General features: G+C 51.8%; 13 protein-coding genes. 1 reads left to right on the top strand and 12 read right to left on the bottom strand.

Annotated features, from left to right (window positions below; translation table 11 throughout):
• Positions 1-9: 9 nt before the first annotated feature.
• The 7 genes from IC617_RS10605 to IC617_RS10575 are packed head-to-tail and all read right to left on the bottom strand — an operon-like array spanning position 10 to position 9,367.
• A complete protein-coding gene (locus IC617_RS10605) occupies positions 10-816 on the bottom strand; it encodes a carbon-nitrogen hydrolase family protein (RefSeq protein ID WP_191144975.1) in 807 nt (268 codons plus the stop codon).
• On the bottom strand, positions 809-4,846 hold the full coding sequence (locus IC617_RS10600) for a YhdP family protein (RefSeq protein ID WP_191144974.1): 4,038 nt from the start codon (positions 4,844-4,846) through the stop codon (positions 809-811). Before IC617_RS10600 ends, IC617_RS10605 begins: the two co-directional genes overlap by 8 nt.
• A 2-nt stretch (positions 4,847-4,848) precedes the next feature.
• The gene (gene rng, locus IC617_RS10595) at positions 4,849-6,336 is read right to left on the bottom strand and encodes a ribonuclease G (protein WP_255522917.1); all 1,488 of its coding nucleotides are present in this window, start codon (positions 6,334-6,336) and stop codon (positions 4,849-4,851) included.
• 3 nt (positions 6,337-6,339) lie between these two features.
• Positions 6,340-6,915, bottom strand: coding sequence for a Maf family protein (locus tag IC617_RS10590; RefSeq protein ID WP_191144973.1), 576 nt, complete (start codon positions 6,913-6,915; stop codon positions 6,340-6,342).
• Between the two features lie 30 nt (positions 6,916-6,945).
• Positions 6,946-7,419, bottom strand: coding sequence for a rod shape-determining protein MreD (mreD, locus tag IC617_RS10585; RefSeq protein ID WP_191144972.1), 474 nt, complete (start codon positions 7,417-7,419; stop codon positions 6,946-6,948).
• Positions 7,419-8,303, bottom strand: coding sequence for a rod shape-determining protein MreC (gene mreC / locus IC617_RS10580; RefSeq protein ID WP_191144971.1), 885 nt, complete (start codon positions 8,301-8,303; stop codon positions 7,419-7,421). Before mreC ends, mreD begins: the two co-directional genes overlap by 1 nt.
• A gap of 20 nt (positions 8,304-8,323) precedes the next feature.
• Positions 8,324-9,367: a rod shape-determining protein gene (locus IC617_RS10575; RefSeq protein ID WP_087506261.1), complete on the bottom strand. Its 1,044-nt coding sequence runs from the start codon at positions 9,365-9,367 to the stop codon at positions 8,324-8,326.
• Between the two features lie 25 nt (positions 9,368-9,392).
• Between IC617_RS10575 and IC617_RS10570 the strand changes: the two genes are divergently transcribed.
• A complete protein-coding gene (locus tag IC617_RS10570; protein ID WP_191144970.1) occupies positions 9,393-10,049 on the top strand; it encodes a YbaK/EbsC family protein in 657 nt (218 codons plus the stop codon).
• Between the two features lie 6 nt (positions 10,050-10,055).
• Here the strand turns inward: IC617_RS10570 and IC617_RS10565 are convergent, their stop codons facing one another.
• The 5 genes from IC617_RS10565 to IC617_RS18990 are packed head-to-tail and all read right to left on the bottom strand — an operon-like array spanning position 10,056 to position 15,773.
• Positions 10,056-13,502: a DUF6701 domain-containing protein gene (locus tag IC617_RS10565; RefSeq protein WP_191144969.1), complete on the bottom strand. Its 3,447-nt coding sequence runs from the start codon at positions 13,500-13,502 to the stop codon at positions 10,056-10,058.
• Positions 13,499-13,972, bottom strand: coding sequence for a hypothetical protein (locus IC617_RS10560; RefSeq protein ID WP_191144968.1), 474 nt, complete (start codon positions 13,970-13,972; stop codon positions 13,499-13,501). Before IC617_RS10560 ends, IC617_RS10565 begins: the two co-directional genes overlap by 4 nt.
• Positions 13,944-14,762, bottom strand: a complete 819-nt coding sequence (locus IC617_RS10555) for a prepilin-type N-terminal cleavage/methylation domain-containing protein (protein WP_191144967.1) — start codon at positions 14,760-14,762, stop codon at positions 13,944-13,946. Before IC617_RS10555 ends, IC617_RS10560 begins: the two co-directional genes overlap by 29 nt.
• Positions 14,762-15,322, bottom strand: coding sequence for a type IV pilus modification PilV family protein (locus tag IC617_RS10550; RefSeq protein ID WP_191144966.1), 561 nt, complete (start codon positions 15,320-15,322; stop codon positions 14,762-14,764). The genes IC617_RS10555 and IC617_RS10550 overlap by 1 nt, the downstream gene beginning before the upstream one ends.
• On the bottom strand, positions 15,312-15,773 hold the full coding sequence (locus IC617_RS18990; RefSeq protein WP_191144965.1) for a prepilin-type N-terminal cleavage/methylation domain-containing protein: 462 nt from the start codon (positions 15,771-15,773) through the stop codon (positions 15,312-15,314). Before IC617_RS18990 ends, IC617_RS10550 begins: the two co-directional genes overlap by 11 nt.
• Between the last annotated feature and the right edge of the window lie 545 nt (positions 15,774-16,318).

Raw genomic sequence — 16,318 nt, 5'->3', positions numbered from 1 at the left:
TTCCTCAAATTAACGGCGGTGATTCAGCGCCGGAATTGCTTGGCGAACGTCGTTTAAACGCTGCCTAGAAATCGAATCGACAATGATACCAAGTTGTTTACCGCTGTCGCTAGTCACCTGTCCCCACGGGTCAATAACCATGGAGTGGCCATGGGTTTCGCGGCCATTGAGATGCTGCCCAGATTGACCGGCGGCAATGACATAACATTGATTTTCAATCGCTCGCGCTTGCAACAAGGGCTGCCAATGGGCTTTGCCTGTGACGGCGGTAAATGCCGCTGGCACCGCAATCAAATCTAAGCCCTGATCGAGCATCGCCCGAAAATGCTCAGGAAAGCGCAAGTCATAGCAAACGGACAAACCTAATTGAAATCCTTCAACATCCACCACCACTAATTGTTGACCCGCTTCGGTGTAGGACGATTCGCGATAGCTACCGACATTGTCCGCCACATCGACATCAAATAGGTGACGTTTGTCATAGCGAGCTCGGAGCGAACCATCTGGCGCAAACAATAAGCTCGATGCGGTAATTTTATGCTCGGTACTAGTCGTTATCCCAAGAGAGCCAGCTAGCAACCAGATTTGGTACTGCGCCGCCTGCTGACTCAACCACTGCTGCACTCGGCCGTCGCCAAATTGCTCGCCGTAAGGGCGGCCGTCTTCACGACCAAAAGCAGCAAAACATTCTGGCAAAACCACCAGCAGCGGCCGTTGTGTTGGCAGTGATGCAAACAACCACTCCAGCCATTGCAAATTATCTGCAGGTTCGGGCTTGCTGCACATTTGTATGGCAGCGACGGTCAACTCACTCATTGGGCGGCGTATCTCCAACGGTAATCGGCTGCTCCGTAGGCAGCTCGGGCAATAGCTGCGCTTCGCTCACCACTGGCGCTGGCGCTTCTGGGCTAGTTGATGGCGTTGGCGCGGCACTGCTCTGCCCTGCTTCGGCTGCATCAGGCAGCACTTCATCGAGTAATTGCGGCTCAGTTTTCGGCTTTTGCAGTTCAACTTCTTTACTGCTTCGACCAACCTCTTCAACCACAGGATTTGATGTCGTACCTGACACTTTGAAGCGCACCTGAGTCACCACTTCTACTGCGGGTTTGATCACAGTCGATACAGCTAGCACTGCTAAACCAGTGAATGGGTTGAAAGTAAGTGCTGACAACAGCGGTAAGCTGCCGGTGATATTGGGATTAAAGACGACATCGTAATCAAGTTCACGGGTTGCCAAATTCGTTCGGCCGTTGATGAACATATCGCCAGCAACACCATCCATTTCCAATTGTTTGGAATTGACGTAGCCATCTTTGAGAACAAAGTCGCCCTCAAAGCTGTTGTAGTGCAATCCTTTGTCGAACACGTCAGAAAAATCCAGCCGGATCTTACGCACCAGAGAATCGATGCTTAACAAAGTGAAGACCCGCGCACCTTTGTCGCTTAATTCCGAAACGTAACCCGGGCCAAGCTCCCAAGCAAACACACCTTCAGCAGTTTGCGGGTTAAATTGATAAGGAGCCCCCGGCCAACTGAAATTAAGCTCTCCCGTGGCATCACTGTCTTTAATTGGGTTTTCGCCGGAAGTGACAAAGGCCTCGGCATACTTGCCGAAATTGCTGACTTTTAATTTGCCTTTGAGTGTGGTCATCGGTTGCGCTGGCGCATCATCACCATCGGCGGCAAGTCGCCAGTCAAATTGCTCCAAGGTGATTTGGCCGTGAGGATTTTTCAGCCACGCCTCTTCGATTTGCCAAAGTCCGAGTTTCGGTTGCGTCACGCTCTTCAACCGCACTTCGCCGAGGTTTACGTTATTGACTACGCATGTGTTACACAGCACATCCAAATCTGGAATATTCGCTAACTCGTTTTGCCCAGCTGGAACAAACTCGGCGGCTGGCGTGGCGGGGGGAAGTGGCGCAGCTGGCGTTGATGACTCTGGCTCAAGTTGTTGCAGGTTAAACTGACTCAGCTTGATATCGAGCAGCGGCTGCTCAAGACTGTCAAAGCGCACCGAACCTTCAGCGGCGGGGCCAGACAAGCGAGCCTGCCAACCAAGCGGGGTCTTTTCCATCTCAATATTGACTTGCTCCAGATACCAGCCTTCAGCCTCAATCTGATCAAAGTGCCAATGGCCACGGTCAAATGGCAGTGAGCTAGGCGTCGCGCTGTGTTGTTGATCTAACACTGCAAGCCACTGATTAATATCAATATGCGGTTGGCTGATATCGAGGCTCAAGCCCGCTTCGATTTGCTCTGGTGGCTCAGCACCAACGCCAATCCAAATACTCGCCGCCGAATCAGCAACGGACAGATCCTGCAACCAACGAAGCTGGCCAACATCGCCCAACTGGAAGGTCATATCAAACTGATGCGCTGCACTAATCGTGATATTGCCGAGCAATTGTTGGGCCTGGTCAGCCGGCTTGGCAAAAGGTGCTGGCAAGTCAATGGTTAGCGGCGATAAGTCAGAGCGAATAGTGATTTCTGTATGCGGTCCTTTGTCGTCAATCCGCGACTGAACCTTGGCGTGGGTATCAAGACGACCGGTCAGACCCGGCACCCAAAAGTCCGGCAACTGTCGCAATTGCTCCGCTTGCCAACTGGCATCAATGGTGCCGTCGACGAGGTAATCGTCGCCTTTTTGATCACCTGACACGCTGATAGTAACCGGCAATTGATGATAGTTACCGAGCAATTTTTCGATGCGAAAATTCTGCTGCTGATAATCAATGCGACCACTGGCATCAGTAATGTAGTGAGTGTGAGTGCCCGGCACCAGCAGCTCGGCTTGTTCAAGCTGAGCAAAGCCGGACACCTCGACCGCTTCGGCATTATCCAGTGGAATTTTTAATGACAAAGGCCCCCAAACCGGCCCCTTTAAGTCCATCAAATCCAAGGTTTCGCCAAGCGAGTCAGCCAGCATGGAATCACGCATCACTTCTCGAACGGAGGTGCTGCTGCCGCTGATATTGCCATCAATGGATAATACCGAGTCGCCGCTCAAACCTGGGATCCGAGCCACTAAATCGTCAACATGAACATCATACAATCGGGCTTGCTGCGCCAACATATTCAGGTCGCTGTTTTCAAACTGCAAATCTAAATCAAGCGGTTCCAGCGCAGGCCAGTCGGGACTGAATTTAAAGCGGCTATTGCGTAGCGGCACATACGCCTGAAACATGCCGCTGCCATCGTCATAGGGGAAATTAGCCAATGGCCCGTGCCACAAGATCTGTGCCCCTTTAGCTTGGCCAGATTGCAGCGACTCGCTCAGATAGTCGGCTAAATCGGCGCCCATCGCTGGTAGCGGAAAATAGTAATCGGCATGACCCGCATCCGCTAAATCTAACTCGGCATAAAGGTACAGCTCATTTGGCAGATCCGGCCCCATGCGCCCTTGGGCCACCACTTCGGCCGACAAGTCAGTGGCGCGGAGTATTAACTTGGGTAATTCAAACTGCCAGCCCCAGTCGTGGCGATAGGCTTGAAAAAACGCATCAAGCCGCTCCAGCTCAATGTCATGGTAGAACAACTCACCGGTGCTAATCAGTTGCGGCGGTGCCGACAGCTCTAACTGCAATAAGTGCTGATTAAGATAGATGTCGCCATTGACCAGCTCGGCACCGGGCATGTTGTCGATTTTAGGCCAGCCGACGTTGGCGAAGTTGGCTTGGATCTGCCAACGCTCCGCATCCTGGTAGCTCACCATCAAATCTCGGACCGCACCTTTTAACGGTACCTGTTTTGGAATCGGCAATTCCCAACGCTCAGGGATCCATTCCAGCAGCGGCGCAATTAAACTCAGATCGACATACTCGACTGACGCCTGAATTTGCTCCTCGCGTTGCCAGATTTTTAGATTCAAATCTCGCCATAACTCGCCGTTGGTATGAACATCCAAATCATCACTAAACAAGTGCCAGCCTTGCTGTTCGGCGTTAAAACTCAGATAACCTTTCTCAATCACCAACTGATGATCATCGTCGTCCTCGCTCAGCGGTAGCCGCCAAGCCAAGCGGTTTTGATCCAACCGCAGCATCACTTGATCAATGCTATCCCAACCGAAACTCACCCAAGTTTCAAAGCTCAACAAACTGTCGGTAATGGTAATTTCATCGCCCAAGTACGGTTGCACAAACGGGTGCGGCGATAGATTGTTGACCTCGATATAAAGCTGGCCAGTGATTTTCTTTGGCCGCTGCTCATTGCCCGATAACTTGACGATAAACTTGACCGTCTCATCGCTGTCTGGCCCCATTTGAATGCGACCTTCGCCTTGATGCAAGCGTTCGCTATTGGTCCAAGTGAGATAGGGAATATGAAGACTGGGGATCTCTTGCTCGTCGCCCAGGTGAATGACTAAGTCGGACAGCTCAAAGGCCTTAAAGCGGCTCCCAACCAGCTCCACCATTAGCTGCTGAGCGGGCGATTGCTGATCGTTTGATTCGCCGGAGGTATCAATCGTCGATATATCCAGCTCAACACCATGCATGCGAATGTCGCCGAATCGCACTTCGCGGGCCATGAGGCTGGCTAGCGGATCGATCCGCAAGCTCATCAAATCAATGCCTTTAAGGCGATCGACGCCGTCTGTCGGATCAACATTGACGTCGCTAAGTGAGACATACAAACCAAATCGACTCCACTGTAAGTCGAGCTGTTTGTAGTCAATCTTCATTTGGTAGGTATCGAGAAACCAGTCAACCAAGGGTTGCTTGATGTGCTCAGCATGGGGAACTAACAGCCGCAACGAACTCACGGCCAAGGCGGCAACAATGACCACCACCGCTAGCAATAACCAGAGGTAATAGAGCGTGGATTGGCAAATGCGCCGCAATGCCATGGTTACATCATCACCACGTCAAACTTTTCCTGACCGTACATAATTTCTGGTTGGATTTTGACCTGTTTGCCAATAAAGACTTCGAGTTCCGCCATCGAGTGCGACTCTTCGCCGGTTAATGCATCAGCAACCGGCGGTGAGGCATAGACCACAAACATATCAGCATCATAAGCACGATTGACCCGAAGAATTTCCCGCAGGATTTCAAAACACACGGTCTCAACGGTTTTCACTGTGCCGCGGCCGCCGCAAGACGGGCAAGAATCACACAACACGTGCTCTAAACTTTCCCGAGTGCGTTTGCGCGTCATCTCCACTAAGCCCAAACCAGAGAAACCGCTAATCTTGGTTTTGGCATTATCACGTGCAAGTGCCGCTTCAAGGCTTTGCATGACCCGCTCTTGATGGTCTTCTTGCACCATATCGATAAAATCAATAATGATGATCCCGCCTAAGTTGCGCAGGCGTAATTGCCGCGCAATAGCTTGGGTTGCCTCAAGATTGGTATTGAAAATGGTTTCTTCGAGATTGCGATGGCCAACAAAACCGCCGGTATTGATGTCAATGGTGGTCATCGCTTCGGTCTGATCGATGATCAGATAACCGCCTGATTTGAGTTCCACTTTGCGCTCAAGAGCGCGCTGAATTTCGGTCTCAACATCGTACAAATCAAAGATCGGACGCTCGCCGGGATAGTATTCCAAGGCGCCTTTCAGCGTCGGAACAAAGTCTTCTAAAAAAGAATCGAGCTGCTCAAAGGTCTGGCGAGAATCAACTCGGATGCGGTCAATACCGGTTCCAACATAGTCACGCAGCACCCGAAACGCCAAGCGCAGATCTTCATAAATCATGCTCAGCGGTGGATCGCCCTGCCAGCGTTTTTGAATTTTTGCCCATAGCCGACGTAAAAACGCCGTGTCCTGCTCCAGCTCGATTTCACTTGAGTGCTCGGCTGCGGTGCGAACAATATAGCCACCGCTTTCATCGATGTAGTTGGAGACAAAGTCTTTTAAGCGCTGTTTTGCTTCCTCGCACTCAATTCGCTGCGACACACCTACATGAGAAGCGCCGGGCATAAACACCAGATAACGGGACGGTAAGGTAATATCTGTGGTCAGTCGGGCGCCTTTGGTACCCAGCGGATCTTTTACCACCTGCACCACAATTTGCTGCCCTTCGCGGACCAACTCGGCAATATTACCGGCCTGAAAATGCTCTTGTTCAACATCGGCAACACACTCGGTGTGAGGAACAATATCCGAAGCGTGCAAGAACGCAGCTTTGCCCAATCCAATATCGACAAAGGCGGCTTGCATACCGGGCAACACACGGCTGACAACGCCTTTATAGATATTGCCAACAATGCCTCGTTTCGCTTCTCGTTCGATATGTACTTCTTGCAACACCCCGTTTTCAACCAGTGCCACTCGGGTTTCACTGGGCGTCACGTTGATCAATAGTTCAACGCCTAACGCTGACATATTCGACATAATTCAGGATTCCTTAATTGCAGCCTGCAGCATCTGGTGAGTCTGGCACAAAGGTAGCCCCACCACGGCACTATAGCTGCCCGATAAATGAGAAACGAAACATCCGGCCAAGCCCTGAATTCCATAGCTGCCAGCCTTATCTGCCGGCTCGCCGGTTTGCCAATAGGCTTGGATCTCCGACCGGCTCAACGTCCGAAACGTGACATCAGAGATAACGGTTTGCTGGAGGAGTTGCTCGCCTTTACACAAGGCCACCGCTGTCATCACTTGATGGGTTTGACCAGAGAGCAGCGATAAGGTTGCCAAGCAATCCGCTTCATCCGCCGGTTTTTCAAAAATTCGCGAGCCCAATACCACGATAGTGTCAGCGCCTAATACCCACTTATCTGCGGTTGAATGCGCTATCGTTTGGGCTTTTTCGCGCGCCAATCGGGCAACATAAGACGACGGCGATTCACCGCTCTGGCGCACTTCATCAATGTCGGCACTGCGCTGCTCAAAACAGTTGACCAATTGCCCCAACAGTTCCCGTCGTCTCGGGCTTTGGGAAGCTAACACCAGAGGCAAAGATAATTTCATGGCGATATCCGCAAACGCGTATTCAGTAGATTAGCGTATTCTGAAATGACGGCGATAGCGCCGCATCAAATAAAACAGCCAAGGCCACAACAAAAAGTTAATCAGCGCGCCCCACAGTTGCTGCTCATTAAAGTCTATATCGTAGGCCAGATAGCTCATCCAGTAGCTCAACAATTTGACCATGATGGATAGCAGCGAAATGATAATTGCCTGCTGCCACACCGAGAAATTGCGTATTTTCTGGAAATGCAGCGCCAGCACATAAATCACCACGCTGAGCGCCAGCGCATTAGCGCCGAGTACAGCGCCCTGCAAAATATCCAGAATCAGGCCAAAGCTCCAAGCTGTGCCGACATTCACTCGGTTGGGTAACGCCAGCGCCCAATACCCCAGTACCAGCAACAACCAATCCGGTCGAAAATCTTGAATCCAGGCAGGCACCGGCATCACCGCCGCAATCAACGCCACCAACAAGGTCAGAGCCAACCAAAGACGTGCGCGCATCAGCTGCCCTCCTCTGCCACTTGCTCGGCGGCAGAATCAGCCTTGGTTACAGGCTCTTGATCGTGCTCGGCAGGCCACACCAGCAACAAATAACGCAGTCGGTCGAGTGCTGCAATTGGCTGCACCACGATCTCGGCAAACGGTAAGCTTTCATCAAAGTTAGCCGATATCACCCGCGCCACCGGATAGCCTTCAGGAAAACGACCGCCAAGACCCGAAGTAATGGCCAAGTCGCCTTCTCGAATATCGGCGCTGTGGGGCACATGTTGCAGCTCCATTTTGTCCAGCGCCCCAATCCCCAGCGCAATACTACGGGTGTCATTACGACTAATCCGAATCGGCAGGGCATGACTCAAGTCAGCAATCAACAACACTCGGCTGGTGCTGTAACCGACCTCATCAATTTGTCCGACAACACCGTTGTCATCAAGCACCGGCTGACCAATATAGGTGCCGTCTTTGCTGCCTTTGTCGATCAGCACGCGGTAGCGGTACGGATCACTTTCCACCGCAATGACTTCGGTCACCATTTTGCGGGCATCCTGCTGCACCGGTGAGCCCAATAGGGCGCGCAGACGATTGTTCTCACGCTTCAACTGCGCCAACATCTGCAGCTTGCCGGCATCGAGACGGGCCTGCTCTCGCAACTGGGCATTTTCTTTGCGCAAGGTGTAACGGGTCTTGAGGACATCACCCACTTCGGTCAGTACTTGTTCGGGCAAATTGGCAACGTAATAGATAGGGCTGACTGCAGTGCTCAGGTAGCCGCGGACTTGGGCAATATAGGCAAAATTTCGGTCGAGGTACGCCAGCAGAATGGCCGTGATAACGGCCAATATCAAACGAAGCTGGAGCGATGGGCCCCGACCAAAAATAGGATTCATTGGGCGATTACCAGCGACGATTAATCGTACGCGAAGACATCGCCACCATGCATATCAATCATTTCCAGTGCTTTACCACCACCGCGCGCAACACAAGTCAGCGGATCATCGGCAATCACAACCGGAATGCCGGTTTCTTCCATCAGCAGGCGATCGAGTTCTTTGAGCAGCGCACCACCGCCGGTCAGGACCATGCCGCGCTCAGAAATATCCGAAGCCAGTTCTGGCGGAGATTGCTCGAGCGCCACCATGACCGCAGAGACAATTCCGGTGAGCGGCTCTTGCAGCGCTTCAAGGATTTCGTTGCTGTTGAGGTTAAAGCTACGCGGCACGCCTTCGGCGAGGTTACGGCCACGGACTTCCACTTCGCGAACTTCTTCACCCGGATAAGCCGAACCGATGTCATGCTTAATGCGTTCGGCGGTCGCCTCACCAATCAAGCTGCCGTAGTTACGGCGAACATAGTTGATGATGGCTTCATCAAACTTGTCACCACCAATGCGAACAGATGATGAATAAACCACGCCGTTCAGCGAGATAATGGCTACTTCAGTGGTACCACCACCAATATCAACCACCATCGAGCCGGTTGCTTCAGACACTGGCAAGCCAGCACCAATCGCCGCCGCCATTGGCTCTTCAATTAAATACACTTCACGGGCGCCAGCGCCAGCGGCAGATTCTTTAATCGCACGTTTTTCAACTTGCGTCGCACCGCAAGGCACACACACCAGTACGCGTGGGCTCGGGCGGAAAAAATTATTCGAATGCACTTGCTTGATAAAGTGCTGGAGCATTTTCTCGGTGACATAGAAATCGGCAATCACACCGTCTTTCATCGGACGAATTGCTCGGATATTGCCTGGTGTTCTACCCAACATCTGCTTAGCGGCATGGCCGACTGCCGCAACGCTTTTCGGGCCGCCCGCTCGCTCTTGGCGAATAGCTACAACCGAAGGCTCATTGAGGACGATGCCTTGTTCCCGGACGTAAATGAGAGTGTTTGCTGTCCCTAGATCGATAGACAGATCGTTGGAAAAGATTCCGCGAAATTTCTTAAACATGAGGCGCCCAAGGTTAGATTGGCTAATGATTCAAATTAAACGGGCTAACTTTACCAATGCCCTAGGGCTTCGACAAGCAAGCAACCACTTAATTCAGCCATTAAATGGTAAAACCACAACAAGACCACAAAAATCTGTCATGATGTTGGCAGATGATGATTTTTTTGACGCAAATTTAACACCACAAATGACACCAATTGGCTTGCAAATCCTGACCTTGCTAGACCAGCACCAAATTCCCCACCAACAACAGCGCCATAGCGCCGCCAGCACCTGTGAGCAGAGTGCCAAAGAACGGCAATTACCGATGACTCTGGGTGGCAAGAGTTTGCTATTTCGCAGCCGTTACACGGCAAATTCGTTTCATCAGGGTGATTTTGCCATGATTGTGGTGCCCGCCGATCAGCAAGTGGACTCGCAAAAAGTACGACGCTTTCTTGGCTGCCAGAAACTTCGTTTTGCCTCAAACGACGAGTTGATGGCCATTGCAGGAGTAGAAAAAGGCGCATTACCGCCTTTTGGCGGCGGGCTGATTGATGTCCCCATGTATCTCGATGAACGACTCCAGCAAAATCAACAAATTGCCTTCAACTGCGGCGTTACCACCGAATCGGTGGTCATGACAATGAGTGACTACCTCAGCTTAATCACGCCGATTTGGGGTCAGTTCTGTCGAGATTAACAGGCTCTAGAGTTCACGCCGCGAAATCACCCGATCGCTGCCACGGGTGCGGCCGAACGTTGCAACACCACTGACGCTGGCGTCATCACCGGGGCTTGGCGAGGCTCCTTGATCACCATCCCAATTGTATTTCAACCATTCTGGCCATGGGCTTATTGGGCTCGACACGCCACCTTCGCCAACGAAATGCGTTGCTGAGCCGGAGTCATTTGGCGCCGTGTAGCGGATCCACAAGCGACCATCTTGCGTGATCACTGTGCCACCCGAGCCAACATAGCTGCTACGATCACGAGTCAGCGCCAAGGTCGATGAGCCACTGCCAATGTCGATAGCATCAGCGTTATCTTTTTGTGGATCAAATGACATCATGGCAAAGCCTAACTCAGTGCAACTGTCCCAGCTATTAACGACAAAGTTACTGCCATTCCAATACTCCACTTGTAGTGGCACATGCAAATCTAGGCTATCGGGGCTGTACCCATCATCAGCTTTTAAGCGGCCATAGCGTAACTCTGCGATCGGCGCCTCTAGCAATTCAATCGCTAACTGAGGGCAAGCGGCGCCACCACAGTCATAAATCAGATCTTGTAGCTTGAACGTCTCGCCATCGCCTCCTTCCAGAGACAAACCGATTTCAGGGCGAGTAAACGGCCCGTCTTCTATTGACGTGAGTGGTGTCTGCGCGGTGAATAAGCGATCGACAGTAAAACCATCATCTTCAACAAATACAATGCCATCTTGCCACACCAGAGGATCTGGCAAGCCCTGCAAACGAGCGCTCAGATCGGTGCTGTCATCGTATAACAGGTAACTTGGCGCCGTGGCGGTGAAGGCATAATGATTATCGGGATCATCATCGTCTTGATGATAATTTTCAGTCACTTCGCCGCCCCTTGCTCGGGCCACCAGCTCAAAGCTAAGCTGTTGATTTGGCGCCGACAGATAGGAAAAGTGGTCTTCCCCTGCGGCCAAGTTTAGACAGCCCGGCTGAGCATTAGGCAGATCTCGAACAGCATCAATCGTGCGCTCTAAGTAAGCCGGGTAGAATCGTCCAACCACCAGCTCTGAGCTGAAATCGATGCCGGTACCGGCATAATCGACAACTTCGGATCGCAAGATGATGCTACCGACCTCGTCATAGCGTAAATTGGCGGCAACGGCACTACCATTGGCAAAGTCGTTTTCTGCCGGTTGATCGCCACTAAACTCGCCATCAGAGCCTTTATTGGGGGTATCCAAATCGGCAGAAATAGCCACTGGCGCTTTAAAGTTTGGTGCAGCGCAAGCAACCGCATTGGGATCACAGGCACTGCCGCTGGGCTCCCCAGAATCCGGGCAATTCGCTACTAAACCCGAGACCAACGCAACGAATGGGTCGCCCGCGGCAGTGAAGGCGGCACCACTGGTTGCGGTCCCCTGCAAGTTAACTGCACCACACTGGCCGCCATCAAGCTGGGTTCGGACATCCAAGATGGTGACACTCGCCGGCACCACTATGGTCGAGCCTTCGCCAGTTAATGGCGCTTGATCTGGAAACTCGGCGGCAAAATCTTCATCGCTGGCAATCACCTCAATGCCACCAACATCGCGATAATTGACATCATCAAGGGGCGGAACCGACTCGCCCTGAACGAAGTTCAATTGGCGCACCAACGTACCGCTGCCCTCTTCGGGGATGGTCTCGGCCGCTTGCGTTAACGGCACAAAGACCGATTGCTCGGAGTCGGCATAACGCATGGCAAACGCAATGTTTTTAGTGCCTTCGTAGTTAATATCAGAAACGCACTGGCTGGGGTCAGAGTCGTTCGGTTTCACCGCTTTGACAATTAATTCAAATGGCTCGTTGGCGGTGGGATATTCAGGATTAAATTCTACCGCCAACCCTTCGGGCACAAAGGTCACCGAATCGGGCTCAGAGGTCGTTGTATCTTTGATCATTTCCATTGATACCGTGCCAATCGACGGATGACGGAATCCCACCAGCACCTGACCATTGTCACTAGCAACAAACTCATAGCTGCCATTGCCATTACTGGTGTTGTTTAGCTCACCATTAAAGGAGTAACCATCACCAACCCAGCTGCCTTCTGATGTGCTGGTATTGAGACTAACGACCCCTTCAAAATCAGTAACCGTGCTACCTCCGCGCTCCACTCGCAATTCCACATCGACCACTTCGCAGGTAAGCGCCGTATCTTTTTTGGCATCAATGAACAAATCCACTTCGGTGCTCACCGAATCACAAATGTCATCAAAATCAGCGTTTTTAACAGCTGGTTCGTAATAAAAATTACCCGCATTCATGGTGTAGCCCGCTTCCACCGAAGCCATGCCATGAAACGTTGCCTGACTATTGTTAATCACCAGATTGATGTTCTGATTGTTGTTGCCCTCATTCGCCTGCACCAAAGCACCGCGAAATATGCCACCACTAATGGTCATCTGTTGATTGGTATGAACCACGAGGTATTCGGCTTTTGCCCCGGAATAGTCATTCATCCGCGCCGCTGAATTGTTGATATCCAAACGGCTATTGAGGCGCATTCGAGTGGTGGCGGAGGGGTGATCTAGCGGCCACAGAAACTCAACCAATGAATCGGGTATATCACCATCAGCAAAGACAAAAACCACGTAGCTTCCTACTTCAGACGATGGGACTTGCAGACCTCGATCAAGAGCGTCCAAGACAAAATCAATCCGATCAACTTGAGAAACAGCTGCGTCACCGCCAAACAATGTGGCTATTAGTTGAGAGAAAAAGCCGCTGGCATTTCCCATAGGAATGTCATCAATAAAGTCATCCCAGCCGGTTGGGCGATTATTTCCTTGTGGCTCAAACGATCCACCGGGAATTTGAAAACTTTTAGCGATCAGCAAATCGCCGGGCGGCACCGATAATCGGCCGCCGTAATGGTTCACTCGGTCAATACTGTACTGAATATATCCGCGATCATTTTGGTTGGCATCACGGCCCCCCCACAAATAGACGGTGCCACCAATATCCATTTGTTTATAAACGCTTTCGGTGCGGACCAAGTAGTTAGCGCTAAAGTAAGGCGCGAGCCAATCAGGAACACCTAAATAGGCGGTAATGCCGTTGTACGCATTAATACTGTCGGCTTGATTGTTTTGCGGCAAATCCCAAGCGGGATTGCCCCTGATCCCAATTTGCTCTGTGATTTGGCACTGAAACTCATTGCCACTGCCGTCATTACAACCTTGGCTGACAAGCCAGCCTCTGACACGGGCAAAATCAAATTGCTGACCACCCACATCATGGATCTTGGCACTGTCATTATTCTGGGTGAAGTAGGCGCCACCGTTGCCACCGTTATTGGGCTCCTGAACACCTTGCAAGGCCTTAACCAGCACCTGATCACAGCTATTGGCTTCCACGCCATGGCTAACCAGCAAGGTGAACAACGCCAGCGATATGGCCAGTTGTCTGATCAAAGGTTCACTCCTCTGGCTTCCAGCTCAATCACTCGCTCTGCTCTGATCGCCTCTTCGCCGCTGCCGCCAGCACAAAACCCAGTGACGGTGATGGTATAGAGCACACTGCCAACGGCATCGGGCAGCGCTTGCTGCTGGCATTGAATAGTGGCAGAGCAGCGGAGCAAGCCGGCATTTTCAGCAAACTCGCCGTTATCATTGGCTGGCACCGCAGCGCAGCCAGCGCCAAAACCATTGTTCAACGGAAATAACTTAACCAACGCCAAATCGGCGCCGCTTTGCGCCGCCATTAACGCGCGGGTGCCATACACTTCAACGGCGACACTACGGGAACTGTCTGAAATAACATTAATCAGGCGCGCGGCCAGCATCGATAAGATCACCAATAAAAACAGCGCCACCATTAAACTGGCGCCGCGCTGTTTGCCTATCGGCATAAGGTTATGGGACTTGCTGGAGATGAATTTCATGATTCAGCACCACATCCTCATCACGGGCATTCAGCCGCAAAAATACTTGCACCAACGACACCCCAGAAAACTGCGACTGGCTAATGGCAAACATGTTTTCACCAATGCCATTGGCAAACACTCGCCCCATCAATACACCGCCAACGCCCGGCGTAATGCTGCCGTTACTGCTGGTATGTCGATATAGCTCGCCGGCGACCAAACAATAACTCACCACAGTTCGCGTCAAAAATAACCGTTGCGCAGGCGAGCCTTCGGGAAACTGAAAATTACCACTGAATTGCAGGGTGCTGGTGTTATCGCCGTTGTCAGACAAGCCACCACTCGCCACGCGCACCGCTCGACTATTACCGCTACCGCTAAATACGTGGTCTCGAACTAGGGGGTAGATAATCGCATCATAATTGCTGGCCGAGCTATCAAACGAATAGCTGGTATTGCTGGCAACAATGGCTGTGCTCGCCGCGGGCAATGGTGCGACGGGCGCATCGAGGTAAAACAGCGTCGCTTCGATTGGCCGAAATTCCAAACAGTCCCCCAAGTCGTTGCGAATGGTGACACTGCCGGGCACCGCATCGCGCACTTCACGCGATAATCGCTCGACCACAAAGCGGCCCGTTGAGGCCATATTCTGGCGGTCAACGCCTCGGGTAAAAATCTCGACGCCGGTGATGACAAAGTTACTGGTGGCAATCACCACAATGCCCAGCAGCACGATGACCACGACCAATTCCATCAGGGTGAATCCGGCGCTAGCCGCGCTACCCATCGCAGGCATTCGGCGAGCCATTAGTAATTTCCTCGATAGGCGGAGAACACAAGTTCTCGACCCGATGGCCCGCGGATAGTAACGTCAATTCGCTTGGCGACATCGGTGCCCGAGTCATCAAAAGCCGCCGCGTCATGACTGACTGCGATAGCGGCAGCGAAGTTGGGATAGAGCGGACCAATGGCTTGGCCGGATGAATTTAACAGGTCGTTGCCAGATAAAAATGCGCCGCCGGTGTCAAAGTCATCGACGTCGTTAAATTGGGTTCGGCTTTCCAAACTACCGCCGACCATGTCGGGGCCGATACTGGTGGTGCAACTGGCAATGGTAAGACCGACAATGCTCTCGCCACAGCGCCAGCGGCTGCCGTTATGATCGGAGTTGTGATCGTACGATTTAGCCAGCGCTTCATTTAATAAGGTTTGCGCTAATTCAGCGGCTTTAACATCCATCACTGGATCAACGGTATTTCTGGCTTGCGGCGCCATGACGGAGGTGACAATCAGCAGCGCAATGGCCATGATGACGATGCTGATGACGATTTCAACCAAAGTGAAACCATTTTGGGCTTTATAAACCATGAATAAAGCCCTCCGATTCGATGGTGATGGTTTCGGTGGTGGTGCCGATGATTTCAATGTTACAACCGCCGTTGCAGCTATCAGTGGGCCGCCCCAAGCGGTCAAACCCGAAAATGCCTTGGCTAATGCTGAGGCCGGTCTGACTGTAGTCGGTAACGTGCTCAAGCGTGCCGGGACACGGATCGGCATCCATCACTGACACGCCAAATTCATCACTATTGATCACCAGCGCATGACAGTCGGCCGCAACGCCATTCATGGCGCTTAATTGCACGGCTCGCAGGCGTTGCATGACTTCATCACGCAGAGCGATTTCATCAAACCCTTGCGAGCCAATAAAGCGCGGCGCAGCAACAACTGAGATGACGCCAAGCACAATGATCACCACCACCAGCTCAACCAGGGTAAACCCGGTTTGATTGTTTTGTGGGGAGCGAGAAATTGGCGACATCAAATAGCCTTGAATAAATTCTAAAGTGCTTGCGCTAATTGTATCCAACCGAATGAAAAATGGCAGAAAAAAGCGGATGCGAAGCTAAATTATGGCGACTTCATCAGTAATGGGTTCGCTTATTCAAGATTGTCAGTTGTTTAGTCGGAGCGCAGTCGGTCGCAAGTCACAGCTAAGTAGTGACGCTCAAGTCCATCCGTGGAGCGCTCTACAACAAGCATCCATGCTTGTTGAAGCACGACTAAGCTGTAACTTGCTACCTCTTTGATGCTCGAGGACTGTTTGGCTGCGTGGCACAGTTTGGAGAGATAGGAAGGAACTTCCGGCGAGGACCTTTCGCAGCAGGGATGCTGCGGCAGAGTCTACATGGAAGTATTCACGACGTGTCCGAGTTGGAAGTTGCTTTCTATCGCACGTACTCAATAACAAATACCAAAAAAGCCAGCAAACGCCTGTCTCTTGATCACATCTTAGAGTTCAAGAGACTTGGCTAATTCGTACCCTTCAAGGATGGCTTGTAATTTGAGCCATCCTTGCCACAGCAC

It is taken from the genome of Neiella litorisoli (genome assembly GCF_014773395.1).
GTDB classification, from domain to species: Bacteria; Pseudomonadota; Gammaproteobacteria; order Enterobacterales; family Neiellaceae; genus Neiella; species Neiella litorisoli.
This window is presented reverse-complemented; position numbering and strand designations above follow the sequence as displayed.